General features: G+C 72.8%; 15 protein-coding genes. 11 read left to right on the top strand and 4 right to left on the bottom strand.

Annotation, left to right across the window (positions count from 1 at the left end; genetic code table 11):
• Positions 1 to 15: 15 nt before the first annotated feature.
• The gene (locus ACGF3H_RS15380) at positions 16 to 1,014 is read right to left on the bottom strand and encodes a LacI family DNA-binding transcriptional regulator (protein ID WP_362498605.1); all 999 of its coding nucleotides are present in this window, start codon (positions 1,012 to 1,014) and stop codon (positions 16 to 18) included.
• Positions 1,015 to 1,239: 225 nt separating this feature from the next.
• On the opposite strand from ACGF3H_RS15380, the gene ACGF3H_RS15375 reads away from it, so the two are divergent.
• The 10 genes from ACGF3H_RS15375 to ACGF3H_RS15330 all read left to right on the top strand — a co-directional run bounded on the left by ACGF3H_RS15375 (position 1,240) and on the right by ACGF3H_RS15330 (position 11,863).
• A complete protein-coding gene (locus ACGF3H_RS15375; RefSeq protein WP_362498602.1) occupies positions 1,240 to 2,376 on the top strand; it encodes a cupin domain-containing protein in 1,137 nt (378 codons plus the stop codon).
• Entirely contained in the window at positions 2,376 to 3,122 is a 747-nt protein-coding gene (locus ACGF3H_RS15370; protein ID WP_362498599.1) for an alpha/beta fold hydrolase, read from the top strand. Before ACGF3H_RS15375 ends, ACGF3H_RS15370 begins: the two co-directional genes overlap by 1 nt.
• 53 nt (positions 3,123 to 3,175) lie before the next feature.
• A complete protein-coding gene (gene hisD, locus ACGF3H_RS15365) occupies positions 3,176 to 4,486 on the top strand; it encodes a histidinol dehydrogenase (protein ID WP_362498597.1) in 1,311 nt (436 codons plus the stop codon).
• Positions 4,483 to 5,256, top strand: coding sequence for an SDR family oxidoreductase (locus tag ACGF3H_RS15360; RefSeq protein ID WP_362498594.1), 774 nt, complete (start codon positions 4,483 to 4,485; stop codon positions 5,254 to 5,256). The genes hisD and ACGF3H_RS15360 overlap by 4 nt, the downstream gene beginning before the upstream one ends.
• A complete protein-coding gene (locus tag ACGF3H_RS15355; protein ID WP_362498591.1) occupies positions 5,253 to 6,083 on the top strand; it encodes an aldolase/citrate lyase family protein in 831 nt (276 codons plus the stop codon). Before ACGF3H_RS15360 ends, ACGF3H_RS15355 begins: the two co-directional genes overlap by 4 nt.
• A 72-nt stretch (positions 6,084 to 6,155) precedes the next feature.
• Positions 6,156 to 7,502 (top strand): MFS transporter, encoded by a 1,347-nt coding sequence (locus ACGF3H_RS15350; RefSeq protein ID WP_362498589.1) that lies wholly within the window; start codon positions 6,156 to 6,158, stop codon positions 7,500 to 7,502.
• An 81-nt stretch (positions 7,503 to 7,583) separates the two neighbouring features.
• Positions 7,584 to 8,582 carry an ester cyclase gene (locus tag ACGF3H_RS15345; RefSeq protein ID WP_362498586.1) on the top strand — a complete coding sequence of 333 codons (999 nt, stop codon included), beginning with the start codon at positions 7,584 to 7,586 and terminating at the stop codon, positions 8,580 to 8,582.
• 214 nt (positions 8,583 to 8,796) lie between these two features.
• Positions 8,797 to 10,284 carry an NCS1 family nucleobase:cation symporter-1 gene (locus tag ACGF3H_RS15340; protein ID WP_362498583.1) on the top strand — a complete coding sequence of 496 codons (1,488 nt, stop codon included), beginning with the start codon at positions 8,797 to 8,799 and terminating at the stop codon, positions 10,282 to 10,284.
• Positions 10,285 to 10,310: 26 nt separating this feature from the next.
• On the top strand, positions 10,311 to 11,036 hold the full coding sequence (locus ACGF3H_RS15335; RefSeq protein WP_362498580.1) for an aspartate/glutamate racemase family protein: 726 nt from the start codon (positions 10,311 to 10,313) through the stop codon (positions 11,034 to 11,036).
• A gap of 164 nt (positions 11,037 to 11,200) precedes the next feature.
• Complete coding sequence (locus tag ACGF3H_RS15330; RefSeq protein ID WP_362498578.1) at positions 11,201 to 11,863, top strand: GntR family transcriptional regulator; 663 nt, start codon at positions 11,201 to 11,203, stop codon at positions 11,861 to 11,863.
• Positions 11,864 to 12,103: 240 nt separating this feature from the next.
• On the opposite strand, the gene ACGF3H_RS15325 is transcribed toward ACGF3H_RS15330, so the two are convergent.
• Complete coding sequence (locus tag ACGF3H_RS15325; RefSeq protein WP_362498633.1) at positions 12,104 to 14,785, bottom strand: SpoIIE family protein phosphatase; 2,682 nt, start codon at positions 14,783 to 14,785, stop codon at positions 12,104 to 12,106.
• A 405-nt stretch (positions 14,786 to 15,190) separates the two neighbouring features.
• Positions 15,191 to 15,394 carry a cold-shock protein gene (locus ACGF3H_RS15320; RefSeq protein WP_028964611.1) on the bottom strand — a complete coding sequence of 68 codons (204 nt, stop codon included), beginning with the start codon at positions 15,392 to 15,394 and terminating at the stop codon, positions 15,191 to 15,193.
• Between the two features lie 379 nt (positions 15,395 to 15,773).
• On the opposite strand from ACGF3H_RS15320, the gene ACGF3H_RS15315 reads away from it, so the two are divergent.
• On the top strand, positions 15,774 to 16,508 hold the full coding sequence (locus ACGF3H_RS15315) for a L,D-transpeptidase family protein (RefSeq protein WP_362498576.1): 735 nt from the start codon (positions 15,774 to 15,776) through the stop codon (positions 16,506 to 16,508).
• Positions 16,509 to 16,585: 77 nt separating this feature from the next.
• On the opposite strand, the gene ACGF3H_RS15310 is transcribed toward ACGF3H_RS15315, so the two are convergent.
• Positions 16,586 to 20,209 carry an RICIN domain-containing protein gene (locus ACGF3H_RS15310; RefSeq protein WP_362498574.1) on the bottom strand — a complete coding sequence of 1,208 codons (3,624 nt, stop codon included), beginning with the start codon at positions 20,207 to 20,209 and terminating at the stop codon, positions 16,586 to 16,588.
• Positions 20,210 to 20,220: the final 11 nt, after the last annotated feature.

Here is a 20,220-nt window from a genome sequence, read left to right as displayed (position 1 = left end):
TGCGGCGCTGACGGCTCACGCCGGCGGCGCGTGCGTCCCCCTCGGCACGAACTCCGTCGGCAGGACCAGGCGCTCCCCCGCCGGGTCCGCCCGGCCCGTGATCCGGCGCACCAGCAGGCGCGCCGCCTGACGGGCCAGCTCCGGCAGGTCGTGGCGCACCGTGGTCAGGCGGAGCACCTCCCAGGAGGCCATGGGAAGGTCGTCGAAGCCGATGACGGTGAGGTCCGCGGGTACGGACAGGCCGGCGGCGCGGGCGGCGTTGAGGACGCCGACGGCGACCACGTCGTTGCCGCAGAACACCGCGGTGGGCCGTTGCGACGCGCCCAGCAGGAAGGGCAGGGCCTCGTAGCCGGTCTCGTACTCGAAGGGGCCCCGCACCACCCGGTCCTCGGGCAGGCCGATGCCCTCGTCGGCGAGGGCCAGGCGGAAGCCGAGCTCCCGTTCCCGGCCCGTGGTGGTGTTGGCCGCGCCGAAGACGCCGGCGATGCGACGGTGCCCGAGCGCGGCGAGCTCGCGGGCGACGAGGCGGCCGCCGCCCTCGTTGTCCACGACGGAGGCGTAGTCGCCGGCCCGGCCGGTGTCGCGGTTGAGGAAGACGTACGGGACGTCGCGACGGTCCAGCAGGGCGGGGAGACGGGAGTCCGTGGTGGCCGTCGCGAGGACGACGCCGTCGAGCGACTGGTCGAGCAGGTTCTCCTGGGCGACCGCCTCGTCGGACCGCTCGGTCAGGAGCATCATCCGGTAACCCAGACGCCCGAGTTCGTCGTGCAGGGGCGCGACGACGTGGGGGTAGAAGGGGTTCGTCAGGTCGGTCACGATGACGCCGATCCGCCGCGTGGAGCGGGTGGACAGCGAGCGGCCCACTTCGCTCGGCACGTAGTTGAGCGCCCGTGCCGCCTCCCTGACCTTCTCCCGCGTGGCCGGCGACACCCTGGGGTCGTCCCGCAGGGCGCGGGACACCGTCGGCTGGGACACGCCCGCCAGTTTCGCCACGTCGTGACTCGTGATCCCCATCGACCCCTCTTCTCGCCGCCCGCCGCGCGCCGACCTGGCACCCTCCGCTCCAGGATACGTATGTATCGGTCCGCGACCTCGAACGGGTCGTGTGCGCGCGCCCTCCGTCACGTCCCGCGGAGCGGCCCACTCGACTTTTGCGGCGCACCCCTTGACATTGCCGGCGACACCCCCTGTCATGGAAATGCATACGTATTCACGACTCGATCGACCAGAGGAGCCGTCATGCCCGATGCCGTCGTCACCCCCGCGGAACTCGACCGGCGCACGATCCGCCGCAGTGACTTCGTCTCCTGCAACCAGGCGTTCATCGACTGCCGTACGCCGGGCTCGGACCGCAAGGAGAACTACGCGATGATCGGACCGGGGGTGTCGCAGGCGGCCGGCCAGTTCGTCAACCTGCGGCTCCCCCACGGGTACAACATCGGCGCCGCGGCCATGCCCCACGGCATCACCAACAACCTCCACCTGCACTACACGGCCGAGGTGTTCGTCTGCACCGAGGGCGAGTACCTGCTGCGCTGGGGCGCCGACGGCACCGAGGGCGAGCTGCCGCTGCGCGCCGGGGACGTCGTGTCGGTGCCGACCTGGATCTTCCGCGGCTTCACCAACACCGGGCCGGACGACGGCTGGCTGTTCACCGTGCTCGGCATGGACGACACCGGCGGCATCATCTGGGGGCCGTCCGTGCTGCGCGAGGCCGAGGGACACGGCCTGTACCTGACCGCCGACAACCAGCTCGTCGACACCGTCGCGGGGGACGAGATCCCCGAGGGCACCGAACTCGTGCAGCCGATGGCGCAGGAGCACATCGACCGGCTGCGCCGCTACAGCCCGGAGCAGATGAAGCGCCGGGTCGCGGCGGCGGACGAGCTCGTCTGGTCCGAGCACCCCTTCCTCGACAGCTCCCTGCCCGGCGCGGGCGCGCGCCTGAGCTGTGTCATCGGGTACGGCATGACGGAGGACCCGCACCAGGAGCCGCGCATCTTCAACCCGCACGGCCACAATGCCGCCTGGCTGCGCGCCGACCCGGGCCAGGGCGTCTCCCTGCACCGCCAGCACGAGACGCAGACGCTCATCGTCAAGGACGGACTGTGGGAGATCACCCTCAACCGCACGGACCCGGTGTCGGTGCGGCTGGGCCCGCGCGACATGCTCTCCGTGCCGCAGGACGCCTGGCGGACCCTGCGCAACGCCGGCGACGACCGGGGCGAGCTGCTCGTGGTCAACTCCGGTGACGGCCGGGTCCGTCTGGAGTGGGACGAGGAGGTCGTCAAGGCCGCCGCCGACGCCGGCCTGGGCATCGACCACAACGGGTACGTCGCCCCGTACGCGCTGCTGCCCCGCTCCGCGCGCCGCTGATGCCCGGCCCCTCCCCCGCCGCGCCGGACGGGCCGCTGCCCCTGGTCGTCGTCCCGGGCATGCTGTGCGACGCGAGCCTGTGGTCGGACGTCGGCTTCCCGGACGGGCATCCGGTGCACCATGTCGCGCTCGCGGAGGCGTCCGTCGGGGAGCTGGCCGACGGCGTGCTGTCCGCGACGTCCGGCCCCTTCGTGCTGGTCGGGCTCAGCCTCGGGGCCATCGTCGGGTTCGAGGTGCTGCGCCGCGCCCCCGGACGCGTGGCCGGGCTGTGTCTGGTCTCCACGAACGCGGCGGCTCCGCGCCCCGACCAGTACGCGGCCTGGCGCGCACTGGACGAGGCGACCCGCGACGGCCGGTTCGACGCGGTGATCGAGCAGACCCTGCCGGGGATGTTCGCCCGGGACCCGGCGCCCGCCCGCCTCGCGGAGCGCTACCGCCGCATGGCCCGCGCGGTGGGCCCGCGCGCCGCACGCGCCCAGCTCGCCGCCCAGGCCACCCGCCGGAACGCCTTCCCCGCGCTGCGCACCGCCCGCTGTCCCACCGCCGTGGTCTGCGGCACGCGGGACGCCCTGTGCCCGCCCGCCTTCCACCGGGCCATCGCCGGCGCGGTCCCGGGCGCCCGGCTGCACGAGGTGCCCGGCGCCGGACACCTGCTGCCGTGGGAGCGGCCCGAGGCGCTCACCTCGGTCCTCGGCGGCCTCGTGACGGCCGCCCGGACCCCCCACCTTCTCCCCCGGGTGAGCTGAGCCCCGCTCCGTCACCCCACGACCCCCCTCCCCCTCCGTACGGAAGAGTCACCATGCCCCGACACCTGAAGTCCGCCGTTCCGGCCGGTCACGTCCGTGCCGCCCGCGCCGACGTCGCCGAGCGCGTCACCGCCATCCTCGACGACATCCGCGAGCGCGGCGACGAGGCCGTCCGCCAGTACTCGGAGAAGTTCGACGACTGGAGCCCGGAGTCCTTCCGGCTGTCCCAGGACGACATCGCGCGGATCGTCTCCGGCGTGCCCGGGACGGTCCTGGACGACATCCGCTTCGTGCAGCAGCAGGTACGCACGTTCGCCCAGGCGCAGCGCGACTCGATGACCGACATCGAGATCGAGACGCTGCCGGGTGTGCGTCTCGGTCACCGCCACGTGCCGGTCTCCGGCGCGGGCGCGTACGTGCCCGGCGGCCGCTACCCGCTGACCGCCTCCGCCCACATGACGATCGTCACGGCGAAGGTGGCCGGGGTCTCCCGGGTGGCCGCCTGCACCCCGCCGATCCGGGGCGAGATCCCGGCCGCGACCGTCGCCGCCATGCACCTCGCGGGTGCCGACGAGATCTACCTGCTGGGCGGGGTCCAGGCCGTCGCGGCGCTCGCCGTCGGCACGGAGACCATCGGCCGGGTGCCGCTGATCGCGGGGCCGGGCAACGCCTACGTCGCCGAGGCCAAGCGGCAGCTGTTCGGCGAGGTCGGCATCGACCTGTTCGCCGGTCCCACGGAGATCCTGGTCGTCGCCGACGAGCACGCCGACCCCTTCGTGGTGGCCGTGGACCTGCTGTCGCAGGCCGAGCACGGGCCCGACTCCCCCGCCGTCCTCGTCACCACCTCCGAGGAGCTGGGACGCGAGGTCGAGCGGCACGTCGAACGCCTCCTCCCCGGGATGCCCACGAAGGACTTCGCCGGCCCGGCCTGGCGCGACCACGGCGAGATCGTGGTGGCGGACTCGCTCGACGAGGCGTTCGCCGTCGCCGACTCCTACGCCAGCGAGCACGTGGAGGTCCTGACCGAGAACCCGCGCCAGGCGCTGGACCGGATGCACGACTACGGGGCGCTGTTCCTCGGCGAGGGTACGTGCGTGTCGTACGGCGACAAGGTCATCGGCACCAATCACGTCCTGCCCACCCGTGGCGCGGCCCGCTACACGGGTGGTCTGTGGGTCGGCAAGTACCTCAAGACGGTGACGTACCAGGAGGTCACCGACACGTCCTCCTCCGCGCTGCTCGGTGAGGTGTGCGGGCGCGCCGCACGCGTCGAACTCTTCGAGGGGCACGCGCGCTCGGGTGATGTGCGCGCGGCCAAGTACGGCGACGCCGTGCTGCCGTGGAACGAGGAGGCGGGCGCGTGACCGGCACGAAGACCCCGCTCGCGGGCCGCACCGCGCTGGTGAGCGGGGGCGGCAACGGCCTGGGCAGTGCCATCGCCCGGTCCCTGCTGTCCGAAGGGGCCCGTGTGGTGATCACGGGCCGCACCGAGCGCACCCTGAAGGAGACGGCCGCGCGCCTCGGCCCCGGCGCCGGCTACCGGGTCTGCGACGTCTCCAGGCCCGGTGACGTGCAGGCGCTCGCCGACGAGCTCGCGGACGAGGAGATCTCCGTCCTGGTCAACAACGCGGGGATCGCCGGGCCGGTCGCACCGCTGACGGACGTCACGCCCGAGGAGTGGGACGAGGTCTTCGCCGTGAACGTGCGCGGCATGTTCCTCATGTGCCGCGCCTTCCTGCCCCCGATGACCCGGCGCGGGGCCGGTGACGTCGTCAACGTCGCCTCCGTGTCCGGCAAGCGGCCCCTGCTGCGGCGCACGCCGTACTGCGCCTCGAAGATGGCCGTCATCGGGCTGACGACGACGCTCGCCGGTGAGGTCGGTCCGCTCGGGGTGACGGTCAACTCCCTGTCCCCGGGCCCGGTCTCGGGCCCGCGCATGGAGCGCAACTTCCGCCTGGAGGCCGAGCGCACCGGCAGCAGCCGGGACGAGGCGGAGGCCGCGTTCGTGTCCCGGGCGGCACTCGGGCGGATGGTCACCGAGGAGGAGGTCGGCTCGGCCGTGACCGCGATGCTGCGGATGCCGGGGCTGTGCGGGGCGGACATCGACCTGTCGGCCGGGATGGTGGCCCGATGACGGCTCCCGCGCCCAGGCGCCCGTCGCTCAAGCGGCGGCTCGCGGCCGGGGAACGGCTGTACGGCGCCCTGCTGCGGCTTCCTTCGGAGACGCTCGTGGAGATGGCGGGGGTCGCGGGCCTCGACTACGTGGTCCTGGACTGCGAGCACGGGCCGGCCGACACGACCGCGCTCCAGCACCATCTGACGGCCGCGGCGGCCCAGGGCGTCGAGGTCCTGGTGCGCGTGGGCACGGCGGAACCGGCCCTGGCCCTGCGCTGTCTGGACCTGGGGGCGGCGGGCGTCATCCACCCTCATGTCGACAGTGCCGAGGACGCCCGGCGGGCCGTCGCGGCGGACCACTATCCGCCGCTGGGGCGGCGCGGCTTCGCCACGTACAGCAGAGCGGGCCGGTTCGGCACCGTGACGGCCCGGCAGCATCTGGCGGCGGGCGAGGACACCCTGGTCGTGGTGATGATCGAGACGGAGCGTGCCTGTGCCGCGGCCGGGGAGATCGCCGCGACGAAGGGCGTGGACGCCGTCCTGGTGGGACCGTCCGACCTCGCGGCCGACCGCGGGTTCCCCGGCCGGGACGTGGTCGACTCGCTCACCGAGGCCGCCCATCGGGCCGCGCGTGCGGCGGGGCGGTCGGTGATGACCATCGTGCCGTCGACGGCGGCGGCCCGGAAGGCCGAGGAAGCGGGCGCACAGCTGGTCCTGTTCAACATGGCCGCCGTCCTGATGGACGCCTTCCGCTCCCTCGTGCCTCCGACGGCAGGCGGGCCGGCCGCGGAACCTCCCGCTCCGGCCGCCCGCACACCTCTTGACGCCACCCCGGACGCTCCCTAACGTTCACCGCAGTCGCAGCATTCATACGTATGCATCCACGCTCACCCATTCATCCGCGCGATCGGAGAAGCCATGTCCGCTGCAGCGCCAACCACCGCACCCGTCGGCGCCCTTGAGGACGCCGCGCAGAAGCGGAAGGCGATACGCCGCGCCATCGGCGCAGGAAGCATCGGTAACTTCGTAGAACAGTTCGACTACGGCCTCTACGGCTACATGGCTCCCATCATGGCCTCGTCGTTCTTCCCCGCGAGCGACGAGGGCGTCGCGGTCATCAGTACCTACGCGATCGTCGCCATCGCCTGCCTGTTCCGCCCCCTGGGCGGAACGCTGGTGGGCCGCTGGGGCGACCGCGTGGGCCGCAAGAAGGCGCTGCTCTACACCATCGTCTTCATGGGTGTGACGACCGCGCTGATCGGGGTGCTGCCCACCTACCAGGCGGTCGGCGCCCTCGCCCCGCTGCTCCTGCTGCTGCTGCGCGTCGTGCAGGGCATGGTCTCGGGCGGCGAGTACGTCGGCGCGGTGGCGTTCGTCGTGGAGTGGGCGGAGCCGAAGCGCCGCGCCCACTACACCTCGTACGCCTCGAACAGCTGCTTCGTCGGGATCCTCGCGGGGGCGGGCACCGCCGCGCTGACCAGCTGGGTGTTCCAGGGGCCCGACCTGGAGTCGTGGGGCTGGCGCATCCCGTTCGTCCTGGCGCTGCCGCTGAGTCTCGTCGGGATGTGGCTGCGCCGGCACATCGGGGAGACCCCGGAGTTCGTCCGCGCGACCGAGGGCGGCGCCGACGTGGTGAAGGCGCCGATCCGTGAGGCGCTGCGCTCGCAGTGGCGCCCGATCCTCGTCTTCTGCGGGGTGTCGGTCATGCTGGCGATCCTGTCCTACACCTGGGTCACCTTCTATCCGGAGTACCTGAGCGGCACGCTCGGCCTGCCCCGCTGGATGGGGCTGGCCTCCAACGCGATCTCCGTCGCGGTGCTGATCCCGATGCTGCCGCTGGCCGGCATCCTCTCCGACCGCATCGGCCGCAAGCCCATGCTGATCGCCGGTGCCGTCGCCTGCCTCGTCCTCGTCCCGCTGGCCTTCCGGGTCGGCGAGGAGGGCACCTTCGCCGCGGCCGTCGCGAGCCAGCTCATCTACATCGTCCCCGAGTTCTTCCTCACCGGCATCGTCACGGTCTGCGCGGCAGAACTCTTCGCCACGCGGACCCGCTTCAGCGCGAGCGCCATCGCCTACAACAGCTCCTTCTCCGTCTTCATGGGCATCACACCGTTCGTGGCGGCCCTGCTCGTGAACACCTTCGGCACCATCTACGCCGTGTGGGCCTACCTCGCCGCCGGCGCACTCCTCGCGCTCGTCGTGGTCACGTGCTTCATGACGGAGACGTATCGGAGCCAGCTGGGCGCCGACAAGTTCGCCCGCTGAACCGGGCCGAACCACACATACGTATAACGCCCTGCGCGGGCAAAGTCCCGCCGCACCGCACCATCGAGACAAGGAAGCACCATGCCGCTCGACCCCGTCGCCTACCAGCCCTACGCCGACCCGGACGACTTCATCCGCGAGGTCACCGACCGCATCTGGGTGGCCCGCGACATCGACCACATCGTGGAGAACTACGAGCCGGACTCCATCGTCCACACCAGCCTGGGCACGGTCGTCGGACGCGACGGCGTGATCGAGGGCAGCACCATGCGCATGTCCGCGGTGCCCGGGCACGTCGGGCAGGCCGAGGACGTCGTGTGGGAGGCACGCGGCGACGACGCGTTCCTCAGCTCGCACCTGGTCTTCTCCGCCGACGAGCACCTCGTGGGCGGCCGCCTCGTACCCGTCCGCAAGCGCACCGTCGCCAACTGCCTCTACCGGCGCGGCCGGATGGTCGAGGAGTGGGTCGTCCGCGACGATCTCGCGGACTGCCTGCAACTGGGACTCGACCCGGACGAGGTGGCCCGTGGGCTGCGCTTCCAGGGATACAGCGGCTCGATGACGGAGGCCGCCCCCAAGGAGGTGCTGCTGACCGGCGACAGCGGGGAGCGCCCCGACCAGTTCCGGCCCGAGTGCGAGATGGTGCTGGAGTTCATCGAGGACGTGTGGTCCAGGCGGCGCCTGAACAAGGTCCACGACTACATGGAGCGGGACCTGTTCCTGCACACGGTCGGCGACCGCACCGTCATCCGTCCCGAGCGCTACCAGGCCGATCTGCTGGCGATGGTCGGGCCCTTCCCGGACGCCCGGTTCGCCGTCCGCGACGTCCAGGCCAACTACAACGAGCGGTACGCGGGTCTGCGCGTCGCCGTCCTGTGGACCATGCACGGCACGTACCGGGGCACGCCCGCGTTCGGGGCCCTGACCGGGCAGCCGGTGACCGTGCTCGGCGTCTCGCAGTTCCTGATCCAGAACGGCCGGATCGTGCGGGAGTACCGCGTGTACGACGAGATCTCGCTGCGCGCCCAGATCAACGCGGCGCGCGGGGACGGTCCGGAGGTCGACGCCAACATCTACTGAGCCGTGAAGCACGCGGAAGCCCCCCGCCGGACGGTGCCGGCGGGGGGCTTCCGCGTGCGACGTGGCGAATCCCGGCGACGACACAAATGGTATTCCATTTACTCCCGACCTCTTGACGGTGCCGTTTGGCGAAAACTACGTTCTGGGGCACGGAACCCCGCTTCCGCTTCGTGGAAACCGCCAACTCCCCGCATCCCGAACCAGGAGTCCGTGCATGACTGCCCTGGAAGACCGCCGCTCGTCCGTGCCGACCGGCGACACCGCCACCAGCTCCGCCCTCTACACCTACGACCTGGCCCCGACGAAGAAGGAGGGCCGCCGCTGGGGCGCCTACAACGTCTTCACGCTCTGGGCCAACGACGTCCACAGCCTGGGCAATTACGCGTTCGCCATCGGACTGTTCGCCCTGGGACTGAACGTGTGGGGCATCCTGGCCGCCTTCGCCCTCGCCTCCGTCCTGCTCTTCCTCCTGCTCACGCTGTCCGGGTTCATGGGGCACAAGACGGGTGTGCCGTTCCCCGTGATGAGCCGCATCGCGTTCGGCATCAAGGGAGCGAAGATCCCGGCCGCCGTACGCGGCGCCGTCGCCATCGCCTGGTTTGGTATCCAGACCTATCTCGCCTCCGCCGTACTCAGCGCCCTCCTGGTGGCGCTGTTCCCGGGTCTCGCCCGCCTGGACACCGACTCCCTGCTGGGTCAGTCGACGCTCGGCTGGATCACCTTCCTGGCGCTGTGGGCGCTCCAGGTGCTCATCGTGAGCTACGGGATGCAGATGATCCGGCGTTACATGGCCTTCGCGGCGCCCGTCACGCTGCTCACCATGTGCGCGCTCGCGGTGTGGATGTTCGTCCGGGCGGACGGCTCGATCTCCCTGTCCGACGGCGACCCGCTCACCGGCGGCGCGATGTGGCTCCAGGTCCTCCAGGCGGCCGCGCTGTGGGTGGTCATCTACGGGACGTTCGTCCTCAACTTCTGCGACTTCACGCGGTCCGCGAGGAACCGCGGCTCCATCGTCCGGGGCAACGTCATCGGCATTCCGGTGAACATGCTCTTCTTCGCCTGCATCGTGGCGGTCCTGAGCGGGGCCCAGTTCAGCCTCGACGGACGGGTCATCACCAGTCCGACCGACATCGTCCGGTCCGTCCCCAACATGTTCCTGCTGACCGTCGCCTCGCTCGCCCTCATCGCCCTGACGGTCGCGGTCAACCTGCTGGCCAACTTCGTCGCGCCGATCTACGCCCTGGTCAACCTCTTCCCCCGCCGGCTCGACTTCCGCCGGGCCGGTCTGGTGAGCGCCGCGCTGGGCCTGGTGATCACGCCCTGGAACCTCTACAACAGCCCGGTCGTCGTGAACTACTTCCTCGGTGGGCTCGGCGCCCTGCTCGGGCCGCTCTTCGGCGTGATCATGGCCGACTACTGGCTGCTGCGGAAGGCCCGGGTCAACGTGCCCGCCCTCTACACCGAGGACGCCGACGCCGAGTACCACTACCGGCGCGGCTACAACCCGCGGGCCGTCGCCGCGTTCGTCCCGAGCGCCGCGATCGCCGTCGTGGTCGCCCTCGTCCCCCTCTTCCACGCCGCGGCCGGGTTCTCCTGGTTCATCGGCGCCATCGTCGCCGCCGCCCTGTACGCGGTCGTCGCCGACCGTGCCGTGCCGATCCGCGACGTGGACGGCGAGGCCATCGCCGTCGCCGCCGAATGACCAGCCCGAGCAGAAGGCCCCACCCCATGCGCATCCTCGTGGTCAACGTCAACACCACGCAGTCCATCACCGACGCGATCGGCAAGCAGGCGGCCGGCGCCGCCTCGCCGGGGACCGAGATCGTCCCCCTCACCCCTTCGTTCGGCGCGGAGTCCGTCGAGGGCAACTACGAGAGCTACCTCGCCGCGGTGGCCGTCATGGAGACCGTCCGCGCCCATCCGGAGCCGTTCGACGCGGTCGTCCAGGCCGGATACGGCGAACACGGGCGGGAGGGACTGCAGGAACTGCTCGACGTCCCCGTCGTCGACATCACCGAGGCGGCGGCGAGCACCGCCCAGTTCCTCGGCCGCCGCTACTCCGTCGTCACCACCCTCGACCGCACCGTGCCCCTCATCGAGGAGCGGCTGGCGGCGGCCGGGCTGAGCGCCCGGTGCGCGTCCGTGCGGGCCAGCGGGCTCCCCGTCCTGGAACTCGAACGGGACGAGCGGGCCGCCGTGGACGCCATCGCCGAACAGGCCGCCCGTGCGGTGCGGGACGACCGGGCCGAGGTGATCTGCCTGGGCTGCGGGGGAATGGCCGGCCTCGCCGAGCACGTCGTGGACCGCACCGGCGTACCCGTCGTCGACGGGGTGACCGCCGCCGTGACGATCGCCGAATCACTGGTGCGGCTCGGCCTGTCCACGTCCAAGGTCCGCACGTACGCGGCACCGCGGCCCAAACAGATCGTCAACTGGCCCCCGACGGCCCGCTGACGGCCCGCGTCGTCCCTGTTCCCGCCCTCCGCACCGGCATCGGGCCGGGCCGCGGGCCGCGCCGGCCGCGCCGGCCGCGCGGTATTCTGACGGGCCGCCCGGCTGCCGCGCCGCACCGCCGCAGCCGGTGCGCCGTGGAACGGGACGAACGACGAAGGACGGCGATGGCTGCGTCAGGGGATTTCACGCCCGAGTCCGAGCGGGTGACCCGGCAGTTGCGCGACGAGATCCTCGACGGTGTGCGACCGCCGGGCAGCAGGCTCGTCGAGCGGGAGCTGGCCGAGGCACTCGGGGTGAGCCGGCTGCCCGTCCGCGAGGCGCTGCGGACGCTGGTGTCCGAAGGGCTGGTGACGCCCCGGCCGCGCACGTGGGCGGTGGTGCGTGAGTTCACCACGAGCGACATCGCCGACCTCGACGAAGTGCGCTCGGGCCTGGAGACCCTCGCCTTCCGGCTGGCCGCGCAACGCCACACCCGCGCCGGACTGGAGAAGCTGCGCGCGACGGTGGACGCCGAGCTGGCGGCGGCCCGGGCCGGCGACGCGGTGCGGGCCCACCGGGCGGCAGCCGACTTCCACCAGACCGTCATCTCCCTCGCCGCCAACGAACTGCTCAACGAGCTCGAAGGCGTCCTGCGCAGCCGGCTGCGGTGGCTCATGGGCCAGCACGACGACCTGGAGGGCGTCGCGCTGGAACACGACGCGCTCTGCCGGGCGATCGCGGAACGCGACGTCGAGCGGGTGCAGGAACTCGTCCTGGAGCACCTCGCGACCAGCCGCAGCGCCGCGCTGGGCCGCCACACCCGGCTGGACCGGGAAGAAGGGGACTGAGGCCGGCGGCCCCGCGGGGCCGCCCGCAGTGCCGCCCGCGGTGCACGGCCACGTCCTGGCACTGCCCCCGGTTCCGGTGCGGCGCACGTCGGGAATGTGCGCCAGGGCGGTGCGAACCAGCGTGACGCACGCGCATAGCTGCTCGCCCTCGCCGCCTGCTCCGCCCCGGGTGGCCGCCCTCCGATTCCGGGTGACGCGAGGGCAGTCCCTGTCCGGGCCAGGCCCCCGGGCCGTAGGACGTCACAGCGTCACGTCGGACCACTGGTCGAGCGGGTCGGCGTCGTCCGGGAACCCGCCGAGGCCCGTCGTCCCGCCGTCCAGCGACTGCTCGGTCCAGATGACCTTGCCCGTGCCGGTGTACCGGGTTCCCCAGCGTTCGGCGTACCGGGCGACGAGGAACAGGCCGCGCCCGCCCTCGTCGGTGGCCGCCGCGTGGCGCAGGTGCGGCGAGGTGCTGCTGCCGTCGGACACCTCGCAGATCAGAGCGCGGTCGCGCAGCAGGCGGACGTGGATGGGGGCGCTGCCGTGGCGGATGGCGTTGGTGACCAGTTCGCTGAGGATGAGCTCGGTGGTGAAACCCACCTCCGCCAGGTCCCACGCCTCCAGTTGCCGGCCGACGTCGGCGCGGACGACGGAGACGGCCGAGGTCTCGCGCGGCACGTCCCAGCCGGCGACCCGGCCGGGGTCGAGCACCCGGGTGCGGGCGACCAGCAGGGCGATGTCGTCGCGCGCCCGGTCCGGCGGGAGGGCGTCGAGCACGGCGCGGCAGGTCTGCTCGGGGGTCCGGTCGGGGTGGGACAGCGCGGTGCGCAGGATGCCGAGGCCGACGTCGATGTCCCGGTCGCGGTCCTCGACGAGTCCGTCGGTGTAGAGGACGAGCCGGCTCCCCTCGGGCACCCGGAACTCGGTGCTGTCGAACGGCAGGCCGCCCAGACCCAGCGGTGGGCCGGCGGGGAGGTCGGGGAAGGACACCGTGCCGTCCGGGAGGACGAGTGCGAACGGAGGGTGTCCCGCCCTGGCCGTGCAGCAGGTGCCGGTGACCGGGTCGTAGACGACGTAGAGGCAGGTGGCCCCGATGAGCCCCTCGTCCTCTCCCTGCGCCGCCCGCTCCCGGTCCAGCCGGGCGACCAGGTCGTCGAGGCGGGCCAGCAGTTCGTCGGGGGCCAGGTCGAGGGTGGCGAAGTTGTGCACCGCGGTGCGCAGGCGTCCCATGGTGGCCGCCGCGTGCATCCCGTGCCCCACCACGTCCCCGACCACCAGCGCGACCCGGGCACCGGACAGCTCGATCACGTCGAACCAGTCGCCGCCGACGCCCGCCTGGGCGGGCAGGTAGCGGTGGGCCAGCTCCAGGGCGCTCGGTTCCGGCAGGTCGCGGGGCAGCAGGCTGCGCTGCAGGGTGACCGCCATGGCGTGCTCACGGGTGTAGCGGCGGGCGTTGTCGAGCGCGACGGCCGCGCGGGTGGCCAGTTCCTCGGCGAACGGCAGGTCCTCCTCGTCGAACGGCTCCGCCCCGCCGGCGCGGCGGAAGCCGACCACTCCGAGCACCGCGCCGCGAGCGCGCAGCGGCACCGCGATCAGGGCCTCGGCGTGGTGGTCCGGCGGGCGTGTCCCGTGCCCGGTGTCCCGCTCCCGTCCCGCCTCGGCCGTGCCCGGGGCCGTCTCCAGCACCGCCCGGCCGCTCGCCACACACCGCGCCTGGGGCGTGCCCTCGGCGAGGGGGATCGCCGTGCCCACCGGCAGCGGTGGCGGACCGGCGCCGCCGCCGCTCACGGCGGTACGGCGCATGACGGTGACCGGGGCCGCCGGTTCCTCTCCGCGCAGCACCTCCTCGGCCAGTTCCACGGTGACGCGGTCGGCGAAGCGCGGCACCGCCGCCTCGGCCAGCTCCCGTGCGGTGCGCTCCACGTCCAGGGTGGAGCCGATGCGCATCCCGGCGTCGTAGAGCAGCGTCAGGCGCTCGCGCGCCACCTCGGCCCGTCCGGACAGGGCGCGCAGCTCCGTGGTGTCCCTGAGCGTCACGACGCTCCCGGCGTACGCGCCGTCGGGCGCCGTGGGCCGTTTGTTGACCGCGAGCAGCCGGTCGGCGGTCAGGTGCACCTCGTCGGTGGCCGTCCGGTCCGACGTCAGCAGCTCGGCGATGCCCGGGTCCAGGCGCAGCTCGGTGATCCGCGGCCGCTCCAGGTCCGGCGGCAGGTCGAGCAGGCGCCGTGCCTCGTCGTTGGCCAGCAGCAGCCGCCCGTCGCCCCCGGTGATCAGCACGCCCTCCCGCACCGCGTGCAGCACCGCGTCGTGGTGGTCGTACATGCGGGTCATCTCCACCGGACCGAGGCCGTGGGTCTGGCGCAGCAGCCGGCGGCTGACCAGCGCGGTGCCGCCCGCGCACACGGCCAGCGCCCCGGCCGCGGCGCCGAGGAGGATCGGCATCTGCTCGGCCGCCATGCCCGCCACCTTGCGGACCGTGATGCCCACGGACACCGAACCGACCGCGGCGCCGTCCGCCCCGGGGACGGGGACGGTCGAGACGACCGACAGCCCCTGGGTGGTGTCGATGGTGCGGGTCACGGGTTCGCGCGGCGGCGCGGGCGAGCCGGGAACGGTCTCGCCGATCTGGGCGGGGTCGGGGTGGGTGAAACGGACCCCTTCCCGCGAGTACACGACGACGAGGTCGACGCCCGTCTCGTGTCTGATCCGCTCGGTCAGGGGCTGCAGTACGGCGGTGGGGTCGGGCCCGGTCATCGCGCTCGCCGTGCCCGGGGCCTGCGCGAGCGTCGTGGCGGTGTCCAGGGACCGGAGCCGGGCCGCACGGGTGTTGTCGTTCCGGGACTGGATGACCAGGGCCACGAGGGCGGCGGCGACGGTGAGGACGACGACGATCACCTGGAACAGCAGCACCTGACCCGCGACGCTGCGCACTCCGAACAGGGACCGCAGCCGTTCCGCGCGTCGCGTCGGCGCAGTGTCGTCACCGTGCCGGCCGGAGGCGGTGCGCGGACGCCGCCCGCCGAGGGAGCGCGGCGACGTGGCCCGGGCACGACGGGGGTGTGCGCTCACGCTCCGTGTCCTCCCTCCCCAGTGTCCGGGCCCTGGGTGGGGTGCCGCCGTTCGCCGGGCGAGAAGTCCGGCGGGGAGCGGGGCGCGCCGCGGATCGAGTGACGCCGCCGTCGCCTGCCGGGCCGCTTTCCGGGATGCTCGTCGCATTCCTCACGAATGAGTCAACCGTACTCGCTCCGGCCCCACGACGCCGTGCGTCGTACGCCGCCCGGAAAAGCACACGGCGCCCGGAAGCGAAACGCTTCCGGGCGCCGTGCCGGGTTCAACGCATCCCGGTCAGGCGGGGGTGATGTTCTCCGCCTGCGGGCCCTTCTGGCCCTGGGTGATGTCGAAGGTGACAGCCTGGCCTTCCTGGAGCTCGCGGTACCCGCTGGCGTTGATGTTGGAGTAGTGCGCGAAGACGTCGGGGCCGCCGCCGTCCTGCGCGATGAAGCCGAAGCCCTTTTCCGAGTTGAACCACTTGACGGTACCGCTGGCCATGCCTTTGCCTTTCAGCCGATATCGGATCCGCACCGCGCGGACCCGGAGGTGGTCGTCCTGGTCCAAGGCACTGCACAGCAGACCGCCCGCACCACGGTGCGGGCGGCCGGGTCGAACCACGACATCTGCCGCTGACGCTACACGGCATGTCCGCGCCTCACCAGTGAGTAAGGGGTGTGAGCACGAACGGTGTTGCGTCCGGGTGCCCCTCCGCTCCCGGACGGTCCGACCTGATCAGCGCCGTCCGGGCCCCCTTCCGTCACTCCCCGCACACGGCGACGTCCGTGCGCCATACGGGCGAGACGCCGGGCATCGGCACGACCCGGTCGCGCGGGTGGTCAACCAATGAGGTGCCCACCTACCCGAACCGGAGGTCGAGATGAGCGTCAGGAAAGCCCTGACCCTGGTGATCGGCGCGGTGCTGTGCACCGCCCTGCTGGGGACGGGCTGCGCCTCGCGGACGCCCGGCACACCCCCCGCACGGCCGGCGTCCCCCCGTCCCGCTCCGGCGGGTCCCACGGCCCGGCCGCTTCCCGGGCTCGGTCCCGCCGTGCGGGCCCGGGTGCCCGCGGCCACGGATCAGGCCCTGGTGGTCCGGGGCGCGGCGGCGGACGCCAACCGGGCGCAGGTGGTGCTCTACGAACGGCACCCCGTGCGGGGCTGGCAGGCCGTGGCCGGTCCCTGGTCGGCGCACAACGGGCTGCGCGGCTGGACGAGGGACCACAGCGCGGGCGACCTGCGCACGCCCATCGGCGTCTTCGGGATCAGCGACGCGGGGGGCCGGCTGCCCGACCCGGGGACCCGGCTGCCCTACGACGAGGACCCGGAGTTCGCGCTCTCGGGCACCGGCCACCTGGGCGAGGACCTGGAGGGCTCGTTCGACTACGTGATCGCCGTCGACTACAACCGGGTGCCCGGCACCACCCCGCTGGACAAGACCCGGCCGCTGGGCGAGGACAAGGGCGGCGGCGTGTGGATCCACGTGGACCACGGCGGGCCGACCAACGCCTGTGTGTCGCTGGACGAGGAACACATGCGTGCGCTGCTGCGCGCCCTGGACCCGGACCGGCGGCCGGTCGTCGTCATGGGGCCCGCCGCGGCTCTGGCGCAGTAGCCACGCGGCGGCACCGGTCCCGCCGCGGCCCGGCGTGTGCCGGGGGCCGTGACGGGACCGGTGCGGGGTGCGCGGGGTCAGTTCCGCGTGGCCCGCCAGCGCTGACGGGCTCCCCCTTCGTCGGCGGACTGGACGACGAGGCCGTCGGCGGTGACGGTCAGGGCCAGTCCGCTGTGCCGCGCCTTCAGCGTGAGCGTCCCGTCCTGCGCGGTGACGGTCCACTGTTGGTTGGCGGTGCCGGTGCAGGTGTACTGGACCACCGTGGCCCCGGCGGCCTGCGAGCTGCCGGCCACGTCGGCGCAGAGGCCGCTGCCGGCGTTCTTCAGCCGGTAGGTGCCGTCGTCGTTGCGGGTGATGTTCCACTTCTGCGCGGGTGTCGTGGAGGCCGCGCCGACCCGCAGCGGTCCGGCCTCGGTGTCTCCGGGCGCCTCGAGCCGTTCGTCGCCTCCGGTGTGGGCCAGGGCGTACTGGCCGTCAGGGACCGGCGGGGGCACGACCTCCTCCTCACCCACGTCCAGGGCGAAGACGTGCACGGCGCTGTTGGCCGGCAGGGTGACGGCGGCGACGTCCTTGTCCGGGTCGATGCGCAGGGTCTTGGTGTAGAGGCGGTACTCGACGGTGTCGTAGGCGGGGCCGGACGGGGTGTTCTTGCCCTTGGTGGTGATCGCGGTCCTGGCCCCGTACCGGTCGGTCGGCAGACAGCACCAGTTCGGGAAGCCCAGCTCGGCCTCGGTGGTGGTGCCGTCGGTGTAGTGGACGGTCGCCGTGCCCTCGGCGCTGCCGCTGGTTCCGGTGCCGAGGAAGGCCAGTGCGTTGCCCTTCTCGTCGCCGGACACCTGGATGGTCTGGCCCTTGCCCGTCACGTTGTCGGGGGTGCCCGGTGCCGCGTCGGGCCAGGTGAAGGAGAAGCCGTTCGCCCGCACGGCGGCGCCGGGGGTGACGCCCTGCTGGGCCAGCCGTTCGGAGATGAAGCTGGAGCCGCCGCCGTCGATGTCACCGGGCGCCGGGGCGTCCTGCTTCGTCACGCCGACGTTGTCGGCGGCCGAGGCGAGCGAGGGGTGCGCCAGTGTGGTGGCGGTCCGCGTGCTCACGGAGTACGTGCTGTGCTGCCGGGTCGTGTACGACGCCCGGGCGGAGAGGTCGTACGCGCCCGGGGCGGCGCCCTTCGGGGGTGTGACGGTGAAGCGCGCGGTGAAGGTGCCGCCGTCGGGCAGGGCACGGGTGCCGGTGGGCCCGGCCGCGGCCACCTGCCAGCCTTCGGGGGCGGTGACGGCCGAGCCGGTCACCGTGACCGGCTTGCCGGTGGTGTTGGTGACCGCGACGTCGACCTGCTGGGACTGTCCGATGGTGCCGATGGCGGCGGTGCGGGCGTGGAGGGCGACGGCACGGTCCTCGGGGTGGGTGCCGCCGACGGAGCCGGCCCCGTCGATGCGCACGGTCAGCTGTTCGCCCGAGGAGACCTGGCCGGTCTTGACGTGGACGACGCCGGTGCCGGCGTCGTGGTACCAGCCGGACGGCGCGGCCTCCAGCGCGCGCTCGGACGCCACCTCCCGCAGTCGCTTCCCGCCGGCCCGGACGCCGGACGGGTCGGTGTCGGTGTGCACCGTCAGTCCGTAGCGCCGCTGGGCGGGCTTGCCGTCGTACGCGCCCCGGAGCGCGCCGATGCGGATGTCCACGGGGCCCCGGCGGCGGGCGTCCGGCGCGCTCACGGCGATGCGCTGCGTGGCCGACTCGCCCTCGGCGTGGGCCCGGGTGCGGCCGTCGTCCTCGTAGAGGGTGAAGGCGGAGTCGCCCTCGGGGTAGATGTCGAGGTCGAGACGGCCGGACTTCTTGCCCTGCGCCCAGTCGGTCGTGCCCTCGGGGAACATGGGCACGATCGCACCGGCGCGCACGAACAGCGGAAGCGTGTCCAGCGGTGCCTGGTAGCCGTCCAGGGTCTGTCCGCCCTCGTACACGCGGCCCGTCCAGTAGTCCACCCAGCGGCCCTCGGGCAGGAGGATGCCGTCGCGGACGTCGCTGTCCTCGTAGACGGGGGCGACGAGGAGGTCGTCACCGGCGAGGAACTCGTACTTCGCCTTGTCGCCCCAGGTGGCCGGGTCGCCGGGGTAGTTGAGGTACAGGGGGCGGGTGGGGCCGACGCCGGTCTTCGAGGCGTTCGCCAGGTGCGTGTACAGGTAGGGCAGCAGCCGCTCGTGCAGCAGCAGGTACTTCTTGTTGATCGCGGTGTAGGGCGCGCCGTACCGCCAGGGCTGCTTGTCGCTCGCCGCCCAGCCGCTCATGGCGTACGTCATCGGCAGCAGCATCTTCCACTGGAGGTCGCGCACGTAGGTCTCGGCGCTGCCGCCGAAGATGCCGTCGACGTCGCCGGTGGTGACGGGCTGCCCGGACATGGTGGAACCGGCGTAGGTGGGGATCTGCCAGCGGATGTAGTCCCACGAGCCGGACTGGTCGCCGCTCCACAGGGCGCCGCAGCGCTGGGTGCCGGCCCAGCCCTCGATGGTGAGCACGCTCGCCCGGTCGGCGCTGTGCTCCTCGATGCCGTTCCGCGCCTTCTCGCAGGCGTCCAGGGCGAAGCGGTAGCCGGGGCCGACCCAGGCGACGTCGGTCTTGCGGACCCGGACGCCGGCGGCGACCTCGGACTCCTGCTCGGTCAGGTCGGCCTCGGTCCACAGGCCGAGTTCGGCACCGTTGCCGTGCAGCATGTCGCCGGTCGCGGGGAGGTCCTCGTAGCCGCAGCCGTAGCCGTCGTTGACCAGCATCCAGCCGAGCGGCATGCCCTCCCGGGCGTAACCGTCGGCGATGGCGCGGGAGTCGCGCAGTGTCTCGCGTTCGCCGCGGTTGGCGTTGTGCAGGTAGCAGTCGGCGTCGCCCAGTTCCATGGCGTACATCGGCAGCATGGCGGGGCGGCCGGTGAGTTCGGTGTAGCCGTCGATGACCTGCTTGGCGTCGCCGACGAAGTAGTAGGCGTCGAAACGCTGTTCCTGGTGCGTGGTGCGCACCGGCGCGCCGAAGTCGTAGCGTCCGGGGGCGAAGGTGTTGCGCAGGACGCCGTAGCCGTTGCTGGAGAGGTAGAACGGCGCCGCGTTGGGGTTGCCGCCGTCGTTCCAGTCGTAGTCGCGGCTGATGTCGACGCTCTGGCCGCGGTGGCTGAAGCGGCCGTTCTGCATTCCGCCGCCGAAGAACTGCTCCTGGGCGCCCTGCCCGAGGGTCTGCGCGGTTCCGTCGGCGGACCAGGACAGCGGCGCGGTCTCCCGCCACAGCTGTCTGCCGTGCTCGTCGGCGAGGGCCAGGGTGACGGGCGACTTGGTGACGGTCAGGGTCGCCTCGTCGGTGCGGACGACGTAGGCGTCGTCGGTCTCGGTGTGTCGCGAATGGGCGCCCTTGTAGTCGGTCTTGACGACGATGTCGGCGTCCGGTGCCCCGGGGTCCGCGGGGTCGTCGTTCGCCGGGTCGGTGAAGTGCCCGTCGGGGGCGAGGCGGACGCGGAGGAGGTCGTCGTCGGGGAAGCTGATGCGCAGCTTCGCGTCGCCCGAGGAGACGGTGTACGTGTCGCCGTCCGCGGTGAAGCCGGTGGCGTCACCGAGCCGGCCGTCGGCGGCGGGGGACGCGTCGCGGGTGCCCGCGTACGACGGCACCGCGGCCGTGAGCAGCGCCGCGGCCAGGGCGGCGGCGAGCAGACGCGCTCGGGACTGACCGTTCATGGTGCCCTCCG

It is taken from the genome of Streptomyces sp. NPDC048185 (genome assembly GCF_043202495.1).
GTDB lineage: Bacteria > Actinomycetota > Actinomycetes > Streptomycetales > Streptomycetaceae > Streptomyces.
Note: the sequence above shows the minus strand (reverse complement) of the source record. Positions and strands in the feature narration are given on the sequence as shown.